Origin of the sequence: Salipiger abyssi, assembly GCF_001975705.1 — a bacterium.
GTDB classification, from domain to species: Bacteria; Pseudomonadota; Alphaproteobacteria; order Rhodobacterales; family Rhodobacteraceae; genus Salipiger; species Salipiger abyssi.
The window spans coordinates 107,302-122,837 of sequence record NZ_CP015093.1; the positions used below are offsets into that span (position 1 = coordinate 107,302).

The 15,536-nt window shown below is 64.5% G+C and carries 17 protein-coding genes; 2 read left to right on the plus strand and 15 right to left on the minus strand.

Annotation, left to right across the window (positions count from 1 at the left end; translation table 11 throughout):
* Positions 1-3 precede the first annotated feature (3 nt).
* From Ga0080574_RS04065 to Ga0080574_RS04085, 5 genes are read right to left on the minus strand one after another with little or no spacing between them, the layout of a single operon-like run.
* Positions 4-957 (minus strand): c-type cytochrome, encoded by a 954-nt coding sequence (locus Ga0080574_RS04065; RefSeq protein WP_076695392.1) that lies wholly within the window; start codon positions 955-957, stop codon positions 4-6.
* A 2-nt stretch (positions 958-959) separates the two neighbouring features.
* On the minus strand, positions 960-1,568 hold the full coding sequence (locus Ga0080574_RS04070; protein WP_076695394.1) for a c-type cytochrome: 609 nt from the start codon (positions 1,566-1,568) through the stop codon (positions 960-962).
* 43 nt (positions 1,569-1,611) lie between these two features.
* Positions 1,612-1,956: a hypothetical protein gene (locus Ga0080574_RS04075; protein WP_076695396.1), complete on the minus strand. Its 345-nt coding sequence runs from the start codon at positions 1,954-1,956 to the stop codon at positions 1,612-1,614.
* Complete coding sequence (locus Ga0080574_RS04080; RefSeq protein ID WP_076695398.1) at positions 1,956-2,414, minus strand: c-type cytochrome; 459 nt, start codon at positions 2,412-2,414, stop codon at positions 1,956-1,958. Before Ga0080574_RS04080 ends, Ga0080574_RS04075 begins: the two co-directional genes overlap by 1 nt.
* Positions 2,415-2,443: 29 nt before the next feature.
* Positions 2,444-3,010, minus strand: a complete 567-nt coding sequence (locus Ga0080574_RS04085) for a L,D-transpeptidase (RefSeq protein ID WP_076695400.1) — start codon at positions 3,008-3,010, stop codon at positions 2,444-2,446.
* A 241-nt stretch (positions 3,011-3,251) separates the two neighbouring features.
* Between Ga0080574_RS04085 and Ga0080574_RS04090 the strand changes: the two genes are divergently transcribed.
* Together Ga0080574_RS04090 and Ga0080574_RS04095 are read left to right on the plus strand one after the other, a co-directional pair.
* Complete coding sequence (locus Ga0080574_RS04090; protein ID WP_224896735.1) at positions 3,252-3,512, plus strand: DUF2933 domain-containing protein; 261 nt, start codon at positions 3,252-3,254, stop codon at positions 3,510-3,512.
* A 338-nt stretch (positions 3,513-3,850) separates the two neighbouring features.
* Complete coding sequence (locus Ga0080574_RS04095) at positions 3,851-5,971, plus strand: protein-disulfide reductase DsbD family protein (RefSeq protein WP_156876268.1); 2,121 nt, start codon at positions 3,851-3,853, stop codon at positions 5,969-5,971.
* A gap of 9 nt (positions 5,972-5,980) precedes the next feature.
* On the opposite strand, the gene Ga0080574_RS04100 is transcribed toward Ga0080574_RS04095, so the two are convergent.
* The 10 genes from Ga0080574_RS04100 to Ga0080574_RS04145 all read right to left on the minus strand — a co-directional run bounded on the left by Ga0080574_RS04100 (position 5,981) and on the right by Ga0080574_RS04145 (position 15,411).
* On the minus strand, positions 5,981-6,904 hold the full coding sequence (locus Ga0080574_RS04100) for an EamA family transporter (RefSeq protein WP_076695403.1): 924 nt from the start codon (positions 6,902-6,904) through the stop codon (positions 5,981-5,983).
* 12 nt (positions 6,905-6,916) lie between these two features.
* A complete protein-coding gene (locus tag Ga0080574_RS04105; RefSeq protein WP_076695405.1) occupies positions 6,917-7,585 on the minus strand; it encodes a hypothetical protein in 669 nt (222 codons plus the stop codon).
* A gap of 80 nt (positions 7,586-7,665) precedes the next feature.
* On the minus strand, positions 7,666-8,697 hold the full coding sequence (locus Ga0080574_RS04110) for a cation diffusion facilitator family transporter (protein ID WP_442975565.1): 1,032 nt from the start codon (positions 8,695-8,697) through the stop codon (positions 7,666-7,668).
* Positions 8,698-8,719: 22 nt separating this feature from the next.
* Positions 8,720-9,877: a c-type cytochrome biogenesis protein CcmI gene (gene ccmI / locus Ga0080574_RS04115; protein ID WP_076695409.1), complete on the minus strand. Its 1,158-nt coding sequence runs from the start codon at positions 9,875-9,877 to the stop codon at positions 8,720-8,722.
* Positions 9,874-10,347, minus strand: coding sequence for a cytochrome c-type biogenesis protein (locus Ga0080574_RS04120; protein WP_076695411.1), 474 nt, complete (start codon positions 10,345-10,347; stop codon positions 9,874-9,876). Before Ga0080574_RS04120 ends, ccmI begins: the two co-directional genes overlap by 4 nt.
* A complete protein-coding gene (locus Ga0080574_RS04125; protein ID WP_076695413.1) occupies positions 10,344-10,910 on the minus strand; it encodes a DsbE family thiol:disulfide interchange protein in 567 nt (188 codons plus the stop codon). Before Ga0080574_RS04125 ends, Ga0080574_RS04120 begins: the two co-directional genes overlap by 4 nt.
* Before the next feature lie 8 nt (positions 10,911-10,918).
* Positions 10,919-12,919, minus strand: coding sequence for a heme lyase CcmF/NrfE family subunit (locus Ga0080574_RS04130; RefSeq protein WP_076695414.1), 2,001 nt, complete (start codon positions 12,917-12,919; stop codon positions 10,919-10,921).
* A 55-nt stretch (positions 12,920-12,974) separates the two neighbouring features.
* Positions 12,975-13,286 carry an SHOCT domain-containing protein gene (locus tag Ga0080574_RS04135; RefSeq protein WP_237219317.1) on the minus strand — a complete coding sequence of 104 codons (312 nt, stop codon included), beginning with the start codon at positions 13,284-13,286 and terminating at the stop codon, positions 12,975-12,977.
* Positions 13,283-14,692, minus strand: a complete 1,410-nt coding sequence (locus Ga0080574_RS04140) for an ATP-binding protein (RefSeq protein ID WP_156876270.1) — start codon at positions 14,690-14,692, stop codon at positions 13,283-13,285. Before Ga0080574_RS04140 ends, Ga0080574_RS04135 begins: the two co-directional genes overlap by 4 nt.
* Positions 14,689-15,411 (minus strand): response regulator, encoded by a 723-nt coding sequence (locus Ga0080574_RS04145; RefSeq protein ID WP_076695416.1) that lies wholly within the window; start codon positions 15,409-15,411, stop codon positions 14,689-14,691. The genes Ga0080574_RS04140 and Ga0080574_RS04145 overlap by 4 nt, the downstream gene beginning before the upstream one ends.
* Positions 15,412-15,536: the final 125 nt, after the last annotated feature.

Consider the following 15,536-nt stretch of genomic DNA (forward strand, 5'->3'; position numbering starts at 1 on the left):
TTCTCAGTCGATCCGGGTCTTCCGCTCTGCGGACTCCCCTTCTTCCGTCACGATGTCGTCGGCCCCGCCTACCTCCGCGTCGAACAGGTAGATCGCCATCGCCTCGCGATCCTGTGGAGACAGGAACCGCGTGCCTTCGCGGACGACCTCGGCCATGCTGCCGCCAAAGGCGTCGCCCGAGGGCGTGAGGCCCGATTGCAGCGCATAGGCCAGCGACGAGACCGTCCATCCGTTCTGTTCGAGGTCTTCGGCCCGAATGGACGGCGCCTTGCTGCCGCCCGGAAGCTCGGCATTGCCGGCGAAGACGGCGCCAAGGTCACGGCCACCCGCCAGGTTCCGCGGCGTATGGCAGGCCCCGCAATGCGCGGCACCACGCACGAGTTCGCGGCCCCGGTTCCACGCGTCGCTGCGATCCGGCACAGGCTCTGACTTAGGCTCGTAGAAAAACGCGGCGCGCCAGAGTTTCAACCCCCACCGCTGGTCGAAGGGAAAGCTCACGTCATGATAGGGCGCGGGCTCGGCCACCGGCGCCACGGTCTGGAACGCGGCCCAGAGATCGGCGATGTCCTGGTCCGAGAACTCCGCGTAGAACGGATAGGGGAAGGCCGGGAAATAAGGCTCGCCGTCCGGGCCTATGCCCTGGCGAACCGCCTTGGCAAAGCTCTCTGCCGTCCAGTCTCCGATCCCGTGCTCCGGGTCCGGGGTCAGGTTCGACGGGTAGAAGGTGCCGAAATCCGTCTCGAGCGGCGCGCCGCCCGCCAAGGGGGCACCGCCCGCCTCGAAATTCGAATGACAGGCGATGCAGCCGCTGGCGCGCGCCAGGTAGGCACCCCTGTCGACGTTACCCTCCAGCTCGATCGGCGCAGGTGCGCTGCCGACCGGCCATGCGATCACTGCGGCCAGGGCGACGCCGCTTAGCGCCGCCGCCCCGACCGACCAATAGATTATCCGACGCATGGTCAGTCGTCTTCCGCCCGGAACCGCGAATGGCAGGCCGAGCAGACCTGCGTCGTCATGTTGAACGCCGCATCCGCCGGCATCTGGGCGATATCCTCTGCGCTCATCATACCGGTCGCGGCATCGCCCATCATGCCGGAACCGGAGCCCATCATGGAGCTGCCTCCCATCATGGGGCCTGACCCCATGCCGGAACTTCCCCCCATCATCGATCCGGTGTCCATGTTGCCGCCGCCCGCGATACCATTGCCGGCAGCGCCTTCGAGGCCCTCGCCGTAGACGTCGAGCAACCTCGCAAGCTCCTCGAACCGCTCCCAGTCCGACCAGATCACGTCCTTGGCTTCGGAGGGTGCCCCGTCGGAGCCTTCCGGGAACAGCTCGGTCAGGGCCTCGCCCGAATGCTCCTGGAAGGTGCGCGCGGCGTCGCGCATGACATCGGCGTCATACTCGGCCTCGCCCTGCATCATCGGTGTGACCGTCTTCACGGCGTCGCCCATGGCCTTCATTGCTTCCATGCGTTCCTTGACGATGCCCGTCGCGCCGCTGTGTGCGAGGGCGGCCGCCGCCGTTCCAGTCACGGCGATTGCTGCCAGAATGGTCGTTCTCTTCATCGTATCGTTACTCCGTCGTCCTGAATTCCGGTTCATGGGTTGTTCAGGAATGCCGGCGCGGCGGCGGGAGGTCCATGTCGGGGCGAACGTCGTCAACCATGTGGAACGGCGTGAGGTATGCCGTCGTGGTGACGAATTCAGGCGGCGTGATGTCCACCGCCAGGATGAAAACGGCGGCCGTGAAGCAGTCGAGCCCGGGATGGCAATGCCCCGAGCCCTCCTCGTCCGACTGGTGGACCGGTGAGTCATGTGCCTCATGCAGGGCCGCCGAGCGGGACGGCGCGTGATCGTCCGCGTGAGCCGACGCGGTATCGGGCACGCCCGCCACGAACATCACGGCAAGCAGAACCAGGGCGTTCAGCAATCCGTTCGCACGCCGCAGGATCATCACTCGATCCCGTTTGCCCGCTGCAGTTCGCGGACATAGGCCACGACCATCTTGACGTCGCCCGGCGTCACGCCTTCGACCGGGGGCATGTTGCCGAAATCCCAATGATGCGACCGCACCCCGTTCTGAGCCGCCGCGACAAACGCCATGTCGGAATGATGGCTCGGCTCGTAGATCTTATGAACCAGTGGCGGCGCGACTCCATTCTGTCCGGCTGCGCTCTGACCGTGGCAACTGGAACACTTGGCCTCGAAGATCTTCTTCCCCAGTTGGGCGTTGCCGGAAAGCTCTTCCGGCAGGCTGACCTCCGCAATCGGAGCGCCTTCGGCAACCTCACTGATGTCAGGCGGTGTCATCGAATGCCCCGTCGGCGCGGCCGCGGGCTGCAGGAACTGCCAGCCCGCAATTCCGAGCCCCCCGGCCAGAACGACGGCCACCATCACGGTCAGCTTGTCCATGTACCTGTCTTTCTTTCTCTTTCCGAAACTCAGATGAGCTTGACCTGGGTTCCTACGGGCGCCCTTTCATAGACCTCCTCGATCTGCCGGTTGTAGAGGCCGATACAACCGCTCGAGGAGCGGCGCCCGATCTTGCGCGTGTCCTGCGTGCCGTGGATCCGGTAGTACTGCCACGAGAGATAAAGCGCGCGCGTGCCGAGCGGATTGCGCGGGTCGCCGCCTTCGACGTAAGCGGGCAAGGTCGGATCGCGCTCCCGCATCGACGCCGTGGGGCCCCAGCCCGGGTTCTCGCGTTTTTCGACAACCTCGGTGTAGCCGCGGCGGGTGAGGTCCTCGGTCAGCGGGACGGAGGTCGGGTAGATGCGCATCTCGCCGTCTCCCGTCCAGTGCTGGAGCATCCTCGACGTGGTGTCGGCGATGATGATGCCGTTTCCGATCCGGTCGAAGTGATCGCGCCAGTCGTGCGTGCGGAACGACGAAATGTTGCGCCGCGCCTTATCGGCGGCGGCGTGAACGATACCCGGCGTGGCTATCAGGGCGAGAGCACCGCCGATCAGTCCGCGCCGGTTCAAGTTGATCGAACGATCTGCCTTCATCTGCCTGTGTCCTTCTTCCTTGCCTGTTCCAAGAAGATGAATACCCGAGAAGGTGCGTGCGACAACCTGACAAGCCTGCGAGAAATGTATCGGTTTGTATCCTTGACCTTCCACTCCGGGAGGGCGGCAAATGAAGCGACAATTTCTGAAGGATGAGGCGACCATGATACACGCAAATCGACCTGGCAACCCCCAAGGCAACAAGCTCATGCGATACGGCATGATGGCCTGCTGCGCGGTCATGCTGATCCCCGTCGGCGCATTCTTCGTTACGGGAGGTAGCGTTTCAGGTCTCTGGGCCAATGCCGGGATTTTCGCCCCGTTGATCCTGTGCGCCGGGGGCCATGTTGTCATGCACAGGATGATGGGCAAGTCCTGCCATGGGGACGGTGAAACAGCTCCCAAGCTCATCGCTGAGCCCATACCGGTTGCCGACGATCGGCCAGGGAACGAAAGTCGGACGGGGAGCCCGGGTGTCCACGCCACAAGTCTTGAAGGTTAGCGCATTGCTGCTTGCGCTCGGCGGATGCTCGGCCTCTCTTGCCGAGTGCTTTCGCGATACCGGCGCGCTGTCGACCCGGGAAGAGGGTGTCGCTCTTCCCCGGGGGTGTCGCGTGACGGACAGAACGGGCACGGACTTGCGAAGGCTCGAATGCGATGACGGCCGCCAGGGCTTCGTGTTTGGGTCATGATCCCCCCTGTCGAAGACGACAGCGATCACGCGACCACGGGTCCTGTTCTGCCGGTGGCGTTGCAACGAGCTTCACGGCATGTCCGCTTGTCTGGGAGATCGCCGATCGTTGCCCGCCACTTACGGAATCCCGAAAGATGCTCCATAACATGCTGACGACATATCGTTTCGTCATGGTCATTGCGGCCGCGGCGCTCGGCACTACCCCAGCCGTCCATGCCGCGTCCTCGCAGCCATATGAGTCCCCCGCCGTCACGGCGCGGTTGATCTCTGCCCAGGACGGAGTGCCCGACAGCGGCCGAACCCTATCAGGGGGGCTGGACCTGGACCTTGGCGACGGTTGGAAGACCTACTGGCGGTCACCAGGTGAAGTCGGCATCTCACCATCGGTGGATTGGGCGGGATCGGAGAACATCGCGGAGGTGGAATTCCTCTGGCCCGCCCCTGAGCGCTTCACGGCCTTCGGTATCGAGAACTTCGGCTACCACGGCGAAGTCGTCTTCCCGCTCCGGATCGAACTCGCACGACCGGGAGAGCCGGCAAAGCTTGAGGCGCAAGTCTCGCTGCTCGTCTGTTCAGACGTCTGCGTGCCGCGGGATTTCAACCTGAGCCTCGATCTGCCGGCCAGTAACGGAATCGATCAGCCGGTCGCCGACCGTATCGCCGGCTTTCTGGCGCGCGTTCCAGCTGAGGGGGACGGCATCGGCGTCGATCAGGCGCTTTTCCATCTCGACAACCAGACGACCGCGCTCACCATCTCGCTTCGCAGCGCCACACCGTTCAAGGACCCGGACGTCTTCCCGGAACTCGGCGCAGACAACGCTCTCGGCAAACCCGATGTCCGGCTTGGCGACGGCGGGCGCAGACTGTGGGCCACGCTGCCGGTCCTTTCGACCGACGACGCGACGCTTCACGATCCGGTCCTCACGGTGACAGACGGGCCGGACCGGGCCTTCACCGTCACGCCGGACCGTGCTGCCGAAGCCCCTGCCCCACCTTTCAGCATCGCGACCGCCGCCCCCGGCATCGAAACCCTGATCTGGATCGCACTGGTCGCTTTCCTCGGGGGACTGATCCTGAACGTCATGCCCTGCGTGCTGCCGGTCCTCTCGATAAAGCTCTCGACGGTCATGAAACACGGCGAGCAGGATAGGCGCACGGTGCGCGCGAGCTTCCTCGCCGCCGCCGGGGGCGCCCTGACATTCATGTGGGGGCTGGCGCTGATCCTCTTCCTGTTGCAGCGGACCGGTGTCGTGGTCGGCTGGGGGCTGCAATTCCAGAACCCGCTGTTCCTTGCGGCGATGGTGCTGCTGCTGTCGGTTTTCTCTGCCAACATGCTGGGCGGTTTCGAGTTCAGCCTGCCCTCCGGCCTGCAGACGCGGCTGGCGAATTCCGGACGCGGACACGGGCATGCCGCGGATTTCCTGACCGGCATGTTCGGCGCTGTCATGGCGACGCCATGTTCGGCCCCGTTCCTCGGGACGGCCATCGCCTTCGCACTGGCCGGGCGAGGTATCGATATCTTCATCGTCTTCACCAGCCTCGGGATCGGGCTGGCCGTGCCGTACCTCCTGGTCGCAGCCGTGCCGGGCGCCATTTCGCTCCTGCCGAAGCCCGGGCGCTGGATGGTGGCGTTGAGGTTTCTCCTCGGGGGCCTGCTCATGGCCACGGTGGCCTGGCTTCTCTGGGTGATGGCAGGTGTGGCCGGGACAGCCGCGGCAGCTGCCGTAGGCGGGCTGGCGCTGGCGCTGGCGGTCACTCTCTCCGTCCCACGTCTGCCCTCGGCCGCCCGCTGGCCGATCGTCGCCGCATGCGCCGGGCTGTCCCTGATCGCAGTTCCCCAGTTGACCAAAACGGAAGCGACCGAAGTCGCGGTCTCTTCGCTCAGCTGGATGCCCTTCGACCGGGCGGAAATCGCGCGGCGCGTGTCGCGCGGAGAGGTCGTCTTCGTCGATGTTACGGCCGACTGGTGCCTCACCTGCAAGGCCAACAAGGCACTGGTCATCGAGCGCGATCCCGTGCTGACCGCGCTGCGCGCCGAGGGCACCGTCCCGATGCAGGCCGACTGGACGCGACCGGACGAGACCATTTCTCGCTATCTCGAAAGTTTCGATCGCTACGGCATCCCGTTCAACGCCGTCTACGGCCCGGGCGCCCCTGACGGTATCGTGCTGTCGGAAATCCTGTCGGGTGAGGCGGTGATCAACGCGCTGCGCTCCGCCTCGGGCGGCCGGGCGACCACGTCTGGCCTTTTTGATCAGGACTGGTGACCACCGACGCTACGCGGACGCTGCCTGGCATTGGCACGGGTGAACCGCGATATTCGGGGTGTCCCGCGTGGTCTGCCAGGTGAGCAGGAACCCGGCGAACAGCAGGAGCGCACCACCATAAACGGTGCTCGCCGCCGGGATTTCCGCCAGGATCAGGAAACCAAGCAGGGTCGCCACGACCGGCGAGACGATAATGTCGATCAGCGAATAGACATTGGCGTTCAGCCTCTTGAGGACCAGAGAGATCCCGAAATAGGCGAAGCCCGTTGAGACGAGTCCCAGCGCCAGAGCCCATATGCCGACCGGGACCCCGCCCTCCCCCATGCCTGGCGTTGGTGAAAAGACCTGTCCGGGCCCAAAGATCAGCACCGAAGGGGCAAGGATCAGCGCGGCCACCAGCATCGACCAGGCAATGTCGTTTCCGGTCTCGGATTTTCCCTCGTGCCGCATGTAGGTGACCATCGCGGCATGGACGGCTCCATCAGCCAGCGCCACGAGATTGCCGAGCATGTGTCCGCCGGACAGCGGCTTGGCAAGAACGATGCCGACGATCGCGATCCCGAAGGTCAGGACGTTCCCGAGGGTCGCTCTTTCTTTCAGGAAAATGGCCGACAAGATGAACGTAAAGAACGGTGCAACGCTCCAGAAAATCACGGCGTTCGCGATAGGAACAAGCGTCATCGCCAGGTTGAAGACGCTGATCTGCGTCGCAATGAGCACGCCGATGATCACGGTGTCGGTCATGTTTCCCCAAGGCAGCCGCAAAGGCTCACCATTCAGGACGGGCATCGTCAGCATGAGGAACAATGTCGCCGTCAGCAACGCGTAGAAGTTCAAGGTGTGGATGGGAATCAGTCCGCCGGTGAGCTTGACGAATATGCCGATCGTCGCCTCGGAGACGGTGATCAGGGCCAGCAGCAGTAGCGTGCGCATGAAACCTCCAGCCTAAACAGACCGTGCCCGCGCTGCCCAGCACATGTCGCAGACGGAGTCGCCGTGCGACAGCGTGTGCGGACGACGGTAATGGCCCCGCGAAGCATCGCTTGCAATCAGGTCGGCGCCCGGCCAATCGTAGGTGCACCAGCTCCGGCGGAAGGTCTCCAGCGCGTAGGGATCGCCCTCCGTCTCGGCCACCCGGCGAACGAAACTCTGGGGCGGACAGCAGGTGAAATGGGTCAGGATGTCATCGCCCTCACGCCACGCTTTCACCTCGTATCCGGGCGCTCCGGGGGCGCTGAAGGGAAAGACCAGCAGCATTCGGATGGTCCACCTCAGGCGCTGTCCGGGATCCCTCGCCACGAGCCGCACGGGCAGAGAGCTGAGGCTCAGCATCCTGCTGTAGATTTCCCAGCCGAGGTCGGCCACCACCTGTCGCGCGGTCTCGGGCGAAATGCCGGATTTCCTCAATGCGCGGTCGGCGGCGGCGGTCCAGATCGCCATTTCGACCATCAGGCGGTTCCCGAAGCGGTCAAGTTCGTCCAACCGCGCGTGCCGGCGAAGAGCAACCGCTTCCGCATCCATTGCGGCCAGGTAGGACTGGATCTCAGGACCGAGCCAGCGGATCGGGTGGCCTTGCGTGTCCGTCATCTGCCGGTTGGCAATGCCGCTGCGCACTGCACATCTGACAGTCTGCCGGATGACTTGTCGCGTGACACGAAGCCGAAGTGACGGCTGCGATCCTCGGACTCTTGCGGTCATGGTTCGTCTACTGTCTCGGCAGGGCCACTGGTCACGTCGATCTTCTCGGCGCCGCTCTCATCCAGGCACCGGGTTTCGATCTGAAGAGTGACGAAGAAGAAACCGAAATCCGATTTCAACATCGTATTCGCATCTTTCAGCACTGCCTGCGTATCGGCGTCTTGAGAAACCCTCAGATGTCCGGAAAACACGTTGCGCCCGCTGGTCAGAGTCCAGGCGTGGACATGATGGGCATCCTGCACTCCGTCCATTGCCTCCAGCGCCTCGATCACCCCTCGCAAATCCACCTCGTCGGGCGTGCCCTCCATCAGCAGCCGCGCCGCGTCGCGCAGGATGCCCCAGCTCGCCCATAGCAGCACGACCCCGAATGCCATGCCGAGGATCGGGTCGATCAGTAAGAATCCAGTAAACTTGATGACCAGTGCCGTTACGATGATCAGAAGGCTCCCGACGAAGGTCTGGATGATGTGCCAGAGAGCGCCACGCACGTTGAGGTCGGTCTTGCTCTGCTGCCAGATCAGCCAGAGCGAGATCACCTCGGTGAAGAGCCCGCCCGCGGCCGCGATCAGCATCGGCCCGGTCGGCAGGTCTATCGGCGACCCGAGGCGCATCGCGGCCATGTAGATGACGACCAGTGCCATGCCGAGCAGAAAGCCACCGTTGACCAGCGCACCGATGATCTCCGAGCGATACCAGCCGAAACTGAAGGTTTCGTCTGCCGGGCGCTTGGCAAGCCGAGCCGCGGCAATTGCGACCAGCACGCCGCCGACAGCCGAAAAGGTATGAAACGCGTCCGAGATTACCGCGATCGACCCGGTCCACAAGCCGATGCCCATCTCGATCACGAAATACACGCCCGTCAGCCAGGCCGAAATTGCCATGCCCCGACCGCCCGAAGGCATGTGGCCGGCGTGCGGGTTGCCACGCGAACTCATCACTCTCTCCTCCTTGCCGTGTCCTTCACCATCGATCCAGCGGGCGGCCGCCTTGTCCGACAGATGACCTCGGCAGATCCTAAAAAAGGCCATCTCAGGCCCCTTCGGCACTACGTCACCCCTGGAGATCCCGGAGAGCTTTCTCGACGATCTGTCTTCGAGGGTCGTCTTGAGCCGCGGCTTCCAGCAGTTCCTGCGCACGGCTGTAGGCCTCGATGGCGTTCTTGCGCTCGTTCAGGACCTTGTAGGCATTGCCAAGCCTCATCCACCCGTCCAGGTCGTCCGGTTCCGCTTCCAGCCGGGATGCAAGACGATCGACCATAGACCTGATAAAGTCGGCTCTGTCGCCCTCGGACATGTCGCGCGCCGCCGCAACGTCTGCGGCACTGGGACCGCGCGGAGCTTCGGACGCGTAGTCCGAAACCGCGACGCGCGGCTTGCCTGTCTCCTGTGCGAGACGATTGATCCGGGCCACGTAGCTATCCATCCAGGCCGCATATCCGTTCGCTTCCGTCAAGCGGGTCGTGAGCAGATCGTAGGCCTTGGCATCGTCGCCTCCCTGGCTTTCGGCCAGCGCGGCGTAGAATGTGGCCGCCGGGTTCATTGCGTCGATCTCCAGGGCTTGTTCGATTGCCGCCTCTGCGCGCGGAACCACCGTCCCGGCGTTGGCCCCGATCAAGGCTTCTGCCAGCATCGACCAGGTCGCCGAGGTTGCATCCGAGCGATCCGCGACCGTCTCGAAGGCCCTCACGGCGTCCTCGAAGCGCTGCATCCGCATGTAGGTCTGACCGAGAAGCATCCAGCCTTCGCTCGCGCCGCCATTCGGATCGTTCTGCAAGCGATCATGGAGTTGCTGCGCCATGTCCACGATCCGGGCCTCCTCCGCGCGCTCGGGGGCCCTCTCCGCGAATGCCAGGGCCGGGACGTCAGGAGCCCCGTTCACGGTGTAGTATCCAAAGGCCATGAGCGGGACGAAAAGCGCGGCAAGGATCGCGCCGGCCCGTCCGCCGCCTGCGCCGGGACCATGTTCTTCACTCGTTGTTCTGCGAACGACAGACAGAATGCGTTTCTTGATCTCCAGCTCCGCAGCCTTGGCTTCGGCGGCGGAAATAAGACCACGGTCCAGATCACGCCGGACTTCTTCCAGCTGATCGGCGAGCACCGCCGGGATCGCGTCGGAGCGAACGACGGCCGCCGTATCCGGCCTGAAGATCGGAAAGAGCGCGAAAGCTGTCGCGACAAGAGCCATCACAAGGAAAGCAACCCAGATCATTTTTCGTCTCTCCTACCATGTCTTGCGAGGACCTCGGCGACGAGCGCCTCTTCCTCATCGCTGAGGTCCTCGACCGAAGCGGGTCGCCGTGCTCTCCAGAGGAGTATTCCGCCAATCACGAATGCGGCAGCGGGCAGAGCGAACGGCGCGATCCAGAGCGCGTAGGTCTGCGGTTTGAACGGAGGTTTGAACAGGACGAAATCACCATAGCGGGCGCGGACGAAGTCGATGACCTCCGTGTCGCTGTCGCCCGCCGTCAACCGCTCGCGCACCAGAAGGCGAAGGTCGCGCGCTACGCCTGCATTCGAACTGTCTATATCCTGGTTCTGACAGACGACGCAGCGCAGCTCCCTCGATATCTCGCGGGCCCGCGCTTCGAGGTTCGGGTCAGCCAGCATCTCGTCCGGCTCCACGGCATTCGCCAGCCCAGGCAACCCCAGCATGATGATCAGAAACAGGGCCCGGATCATGAGCCCAACTCCCGGTCAAGGGCCCCGGCCTGGGTCAGTGCGGTGGTGAACTTCGCGACAGCCTCCTCCCCCACGATGGGGCCGACATAGCGGTAGAGCACCGTCCCATCGCGGCCGACGATGAAGGTTTCGGGGACGCCGGATATGCCCCATTCGATGCCCGCGCGTCCTGAACGATCCGAGCCGATCCGCGCGTAGGGGTTGCCCAGATCCGAGAGCCAGGTCGCGGCGTCCTTGGGTTCGTCCTTGTAATTGATCCCGAAGAGACGCAGGCCGTAACGCTCGACGAACCGCGTCAGCACGGCATGCTCGGCCTTGCACGGGACGCACCACGAGGCGAAGACGTTGATGACCACGGGGCCCGGGGTGTCCGTCAGGTCTGCGCGCCCCAGGCCCGGCACATCGACACCGGGAACGGAAGGCAGATCGAATTCCGGTGCGGGCTGCGAAATCAGGACCGACGGAATTTCGCTCGGGTCGCGTTCGGGATTCAGCCCCCAGAGGAAAAATCCTCCGAGCACTACGGCGACAACCAACGGCACCACTGCAAACAGGCGTTTCATGGGGTCTCCTATTCTGCAGGCAGGCGCAGGTCGCCATGGGGGCGGGTTCGACGCGGCACCCCCACGCGCAGCCTCCGATCCGATAGCGAGAGCGCGCCGCCTGCCACCAGCATCAAGGCACCGAGCCAGATGAAATTGACCAGCGGTTCGTAGAGAATGCGCAGCGTCCAGGCTTCGCCGCTGGCCGCCTCTTCCGAGGCGGGCTCACTGATCGAAGCATAAAGGTCGCCCGCAAGTGTCGACCGGATCGCGGATTCCGTGGTCGTGCTTTGCGCCACGGGATAGCTCCGCCGCTCCGGGTAGAGCGTTGTCACCGGCTCGCCGTCTCGCCGGACCTCGAGCCTGCCGCGATCCGCGATGTAATTCGGGCCGCGCAGACGCTCGGCACCGGTAAAGGTCACGTCGAATCCGGCGATCGTTACGTCGGTCCCCGGCGTGACGAAGACGATCTCTTCGCTCTTCCAAGCGCTTGATCCGATCATGCCGATCATTGCCACGGCGAGGCCGACGTGCGCCAGCGTCATGCCGTGCGATGCACGCGGCAGATTGCGCGCCCGGCGCAGCGTCTCGCTCAGAGGAGCTTCCATGAATTTGATCCGCAACGCCCATTCCCGGAGAGTCGCCAGAAGCAGCCATACCGCGATCAGAATGGAAACATAGGCCAGGAAAGGACCGCCGCTGATCAGGTACCAGACGGCGAGCGTGACAAGAACCGCCAGCCCGGCGACGAACCGGATCCGTTGAAGAACGCCGGCAAGATCCGCGCGCTTCCATGACAGGAAGGGGCCGGCACCCATGAAAAGGCCGAGCACGAGCATCATGGGCACGAACGCCGCGTTGAAGAAGGGCGGTCCGACGGAGATCTTGTCGCCCGTGAGGGCCTCGAGGAGCAAGGGATACAAGGTTCCGAACAGGACGGTTCCGGTTGCGGCCGCCAGGATCAGATTATTGACCAAAAGCCCGGCCTCGCGGCTGATTGGACGGAACAATCCGCCGCCCTCCATGACCGGCGCGCGCCAAGCGTAGAGCGTCAGCGAGCCGCCGATGGAAAGGGCCAGGAGCCCGAGGATGTAGATCCCCCGCTCCGGATCCACGGCGAAGGCATGGACCGAGGTTAGCAGCCCCGAGCGCACGATGAAGGTGCCCAGAAGCGACAGCGAGAACGTCAGGATGGCCAGGAGAATGGTCCAGCTTTTGAATGCATCGCGTTTCTCGGTCACGATGGCCGAATGCAGGAGTGCCGTGCCGAGCAACCAGGGCATAAAGCTGACGTTCTCGACCGGATCCCAGAACCACCAGCCGCCCCAGCCCAGCTCGTAATAGGCCCACCACGACCCAAGGGCGATCCCCGCGGTCAGGCTCATCCATGCGGCCAGGGTCCAGGGCCGGACCCATCTCGCCCAGGCGGCATCGATGCGTCCCTCGATCAGGGCCGCGACGGCGAAGGAAAACACGATCGAGAACCCGACATAGCCGAAATAGAGCAAGGGCGGATGCATCGCGAGCCCCACGTCCTGCAGCAGGGGATTGAGGTCGCTGCCGTCCGCGGGAGGCGGGAATACGCGGTCGAACGGATTGGAGGTGAACAGCAGGAAAGACAGGAACCCGACGCTGATCCAGGCCTGCACGGACAGCGTGCGCGCCTTCGTGGCTGCCGGGATGTTCGATCCCAGCACGGCCACGCCGGCACCGAATACCGTCAGGATCAGCACCCAAAGAAGTAACGAGCCTTCGTGACTGCCCCAGGTCCCCGCGATCTTGAACAGCAGTGGCTTCAGGGAATGCGAGTTCTCCGCCACGTTCCTGACGGTGAAGTCGCTGACCACGAATGACCGCATCAGCGCCGCGAAGGCCACTCCAACGAAAAACACCTGCCCGATCGCGGAAGACCGGGCAGACTGCATCCACCGCACGTTGCCGCGTGAGGCCCCGAGGATTGGCATGACGCTCTGGACCACAGCGAGGGACAAGGCCAACGCGAGGGCGAAATGCCCGATTTCAGGTATCATGATGTCTGTCCCTCTGTCTGTCTTTCACTGGTCCTGATGCGTCACGCCTCGCGCCTCACTCCTCGAGCGCGGCCTTCCGCCGCCGGAACTCCTCTTCGTCGATTTCACCTTTCGCCAGCCGCTGACGCAGGGTTTCGAGCGCGTCCGAGGACTTGCCGCCGATGCCGCTGTTGTCGCGCAGCCAGTGAACCGCCAGCACGATCAGGGCGATGATCACGCCCCAGAAGACCAGCATCATCAGGCCGCCGAAGACGCCGTAGCCGCCGCCCCACATCATGTGCCCGTCCCATGAACCGTCGGGATCGGCCAGGGCCGGCGAGGCGGCAAGGCTCGCAAGGGCGGTCATGCTCCAGAGTTTGAAGGTCATCGTTCTCTCCTTTCTTCAGGTGGTTTCGGGGCGAGCGGGATCGAGATCGCCGCGCGCAGCCCGCCGGTTTCCCGGTTTTCGAGCGTGATGTCACCGCCATGCGCCTGGACGATTGTCCGCGCGATCGACAGGCCCAGGCCGTGCCCCCCGGTTTCGAGCGAGCGCGACTCCTCGATCCGGTAGAAGGGGTCGAAGACCTTCTCGAGCTTGTCCCGGGGAATGCCGGGACCATCGTCCTCGACCGTCACCACGAGGGTATCGCCCTGGCGATGCCAACCGACTGTGGCGCCGCCCCCGTAGCGGATGGCGTTCTCGATCAGGTTGCGCAGCGCCCGCCGCATGGCATTCGGCCGCAGGCGCGCTTCGATCCGGGGGCCGGCGTCGATGGCGAACCCGCCGGGCATGTCCGCGCACAGGGCCTGGAGGAAGTCGTGCAGATCGACGGTCTCGGGCGGCTCGGACCCGGTCAACCCGCGCGCGAAGGTCAGCGTCGCATCGACCATGCCCTGCATTTCCTCGACCGAGGCGACGAGGCTGTCGCGCGTCTCGGTGTCGTCGACCATCTCGGCCTGCACGCGCATGGCGGTCAGCGGCGAGCGCAGGTCGTGCCCCAGCGCGGCCAGCATCCGCGTCCGGTCGCCCACGAACCGCGTCAGGCGGTCCTGCATGCGGTTGAAGGCCCCGGTCAGGTCGCGCACTTCGGTCGGTCCCGCCACGGGAAGCTCGGCCACGTCCTCGCCCCGGCCAAGGCTGTCGGTCGCTCGGGCCAGCCGCCGCAACGGGCCGGTCAGGCGCGTCATGACGAACCAGATCACCACGACGAGCAGAAGCCCCGCCGACATGGCGAAGGTCAGCATCGAGTAAAGCGGCCACTGGATCGGCGGACGCTCGAACCGGGTTCCGACGTTCAGCCACTGTCCGCCCCGGATCGCGATGGAGAGGTTCATCTCGACCGCCGTCAATTCGCCCCGCATCATCGCCATGTGCATGTCGGTCATTTCACGCGACAGGTTCGGCAACGGCATCAGTTGGCCTTCGACCTCGTGCAGTTCGACACGGATATCGCGGCTGTAGCTGTCGTCGAGCAGGGTCCGGATCCGGGCCTCGACAAGACCGCCGTCGGAATGATCCGAATGCTGAACCGATGCGATTCCGGACAGATCGAAGCGCACGAGCGGCGAATTCGCGGCCCTGACGATCGAAGGGTGAAGGTCGGACGGCGCCTCCTCGATCAGCCGCGCCACGTTCGCCGCCCGGCCTGCCGCCTCGAACCCCAGGGCGGCGCGGATCGCAAGGCTTCGCTCATCGGCAAAGAGAAACAGGCTGACCAGTTGGCCCGCGACAAGTGCCGCGACGACGAGCAGAATCAACTGGACCCGCAGTGAACTGATATGTCGCGAGATCACGCCTGCTCCTCCACGTCCGTGGCCAGGCAATAGCCGCCGTTGCGCACCGTCCTGATGATCCTCGGACGCAGGACATCCGGCTCGATCTTGCGGCGCAGGCGGCTGATCTGGTTGTCGATCGTCCGGTCGAGCGGTCCCGCCGTGCGGCCGGCCGTCAGGTCGAGCAGCTGGTCGCGGCTCAGCACCATCCGCGCGCGCTCGAGCATGACGACCAGCAGCCGGAACTCGGAGTCGGTGAGAGGGATCTCGCCCTGTTCGTCGTCGACGAGGATCTGCCGGTCGGTGTCGAGCACGAGATGCTCGAACCGCACCCTCCGCCCGGCCAGCTTGCCGGCGAGGGGCTCACCCCGGCTGCTCCGCCGCAGGACCGACCTGATCCGGGCCAGCAGTTCGCGCGGGTTGAACGGCTTGGCGAGGTAGTCGTCGGCCCCGATCTCGAGCCCTGCGATACGGTCCGGCTCTTCTCCGAGAGCGGTCAGCATGATGACCGGCACCGCGCCCTCGGCGGCCAGCCTGCGGCAAGCCGAGAGCCCGTCTTCGCCGGGCATCATCACGTCCAGAACGACGAGATCGAAATGACCGGCCGCGAGCTTCGCATCCATGTCGGCGGCGTCCTTCGCCGCGGTCGCGCGCATCCCGTTCTTCGCGAGATAGCGCGTCACGCTCTCGCGGATCTGCGCGTGATCGTCCACGACAAGAATATGCGGAGGCTGGCCCATGCCCCTGATTTTACCGGAATACAGGACCGGGTTTCATCAATGGAATTGTAGCGGTTTGTATCAGGCAACCGCTCTGCGACAGACCGTTACAATTCCGCTGATGCACTTACATTCAATTTTGCGCA

Bases quoted from the DNA above. Each gene is read 5' to 3' on its own strand.
- Ga0080574_RS04065 (WP_076695392.1), bottom strand. From the start codon at position 957: ATGCGTCGGATAATCTATTGGTCGGTCGGGGCGGCGGCGCTAAGCGGC.
- Ga0080574_RS04070 (WP_076695394.1), bottom strand. From the start codon at position 1,568: ATGAAGAGAACGACCATTCTGGCAGCAATCGCCGTGACTGGAACGGCG.
- Ga0080574_RS04075 (WP_076695396.1), bottom strand. From the start codon at position 1,956: ATGATCCTGCGGCGTGCGAACGGATTGCTGAACGCCCTGGTTCTGCTT.
- Ga0080574_RS04080 (WP_076695398.1), bottom strand. From the start codon at position 2,414: ATGGACAAGCTGACCGTGATGGTGGCCGTCGTTCTGGCCGGGGGGCTC.
- Ga0080574_RS04085 (WP_076695400.1), bottom strand. From the start codon at position 3,010: ATGAAGGCAGATCGTTCGATCAACTTGAACCGGCGCGGACTGATCGGC.
- Ga0080574_RS04090 (WP_224896735.1), top strand. From the start codon at position 3,252: ATGCTGATCCCCGTCGGCGCATTCTTCGTTACGGGAGGTAGCGTTTCA.
- Ga0080574_RS04095 (WP_156876268.1), top strand. From the start codon at position 3,851: ATGCTGACGACATATCGTTTCGTCATGGTCATTGCGGCCGCGGCGCTC.
- Ga0080574_RS04100 (WP_076695403.1), bottom strand. From the start codon at position 6,904: ATGCGCACGCTACTGCTGCTGGCCCTGATCACCGTCTCCGAGGCGACG.
- Ga0080574_RS04110 (WP_442975565.1), bottom strand. From the start codon at position 8,697: ATGGCCTTTTTTAGGATCTGCCGAGGTCATCTGTCGGACAAGGCGGCC.
- ccmI (WP_076695409.1), bottom strand. From the start codon at position 9,877: ATGATCTGGGTTGCTTTCCTTGTGATGGCTCTTGTCGCGACAGCTTTC.
- Ga0080574_RS04120 (WP_076695411.1), bottom strand. From the start codon at position 10,347: ATGATCCGGGCCCTGTTTCTGATCATCATGCTGGGGTTGCCTGGGCTG.
- Ga0080574_RS04125 (WP_076695413.1), bottom strand. From the start codon at position 10,910: ATGAAACGCCTGTTTGCAGTGGTGCCGTTGGTTGTCGCCGTAGTGCTC.
- Ga0080574_RS04130 (WP_076695414.1), bottom strand. From the start codon at position 12,919: ATGATACCTGAAATCGGGCATTTCGCCCTCGCGTTGGCCTTGTCCCTC.
- Ga0080574_RS04135 (WP_237219317.1), bottom strand. From the start codon at position 13,286: ATGACCTTCAAACTCTGGAGCATGACCGCCCTTGCGAGCCTTGCCGCC.
- Ga0080574_RS04145 (WP_076695416.1), bottom strand. From the start codon at position 15,411: ATGGGCCAGCCTCCGCATATTCTTGTCGTGGACGATCACGCGCAGATC.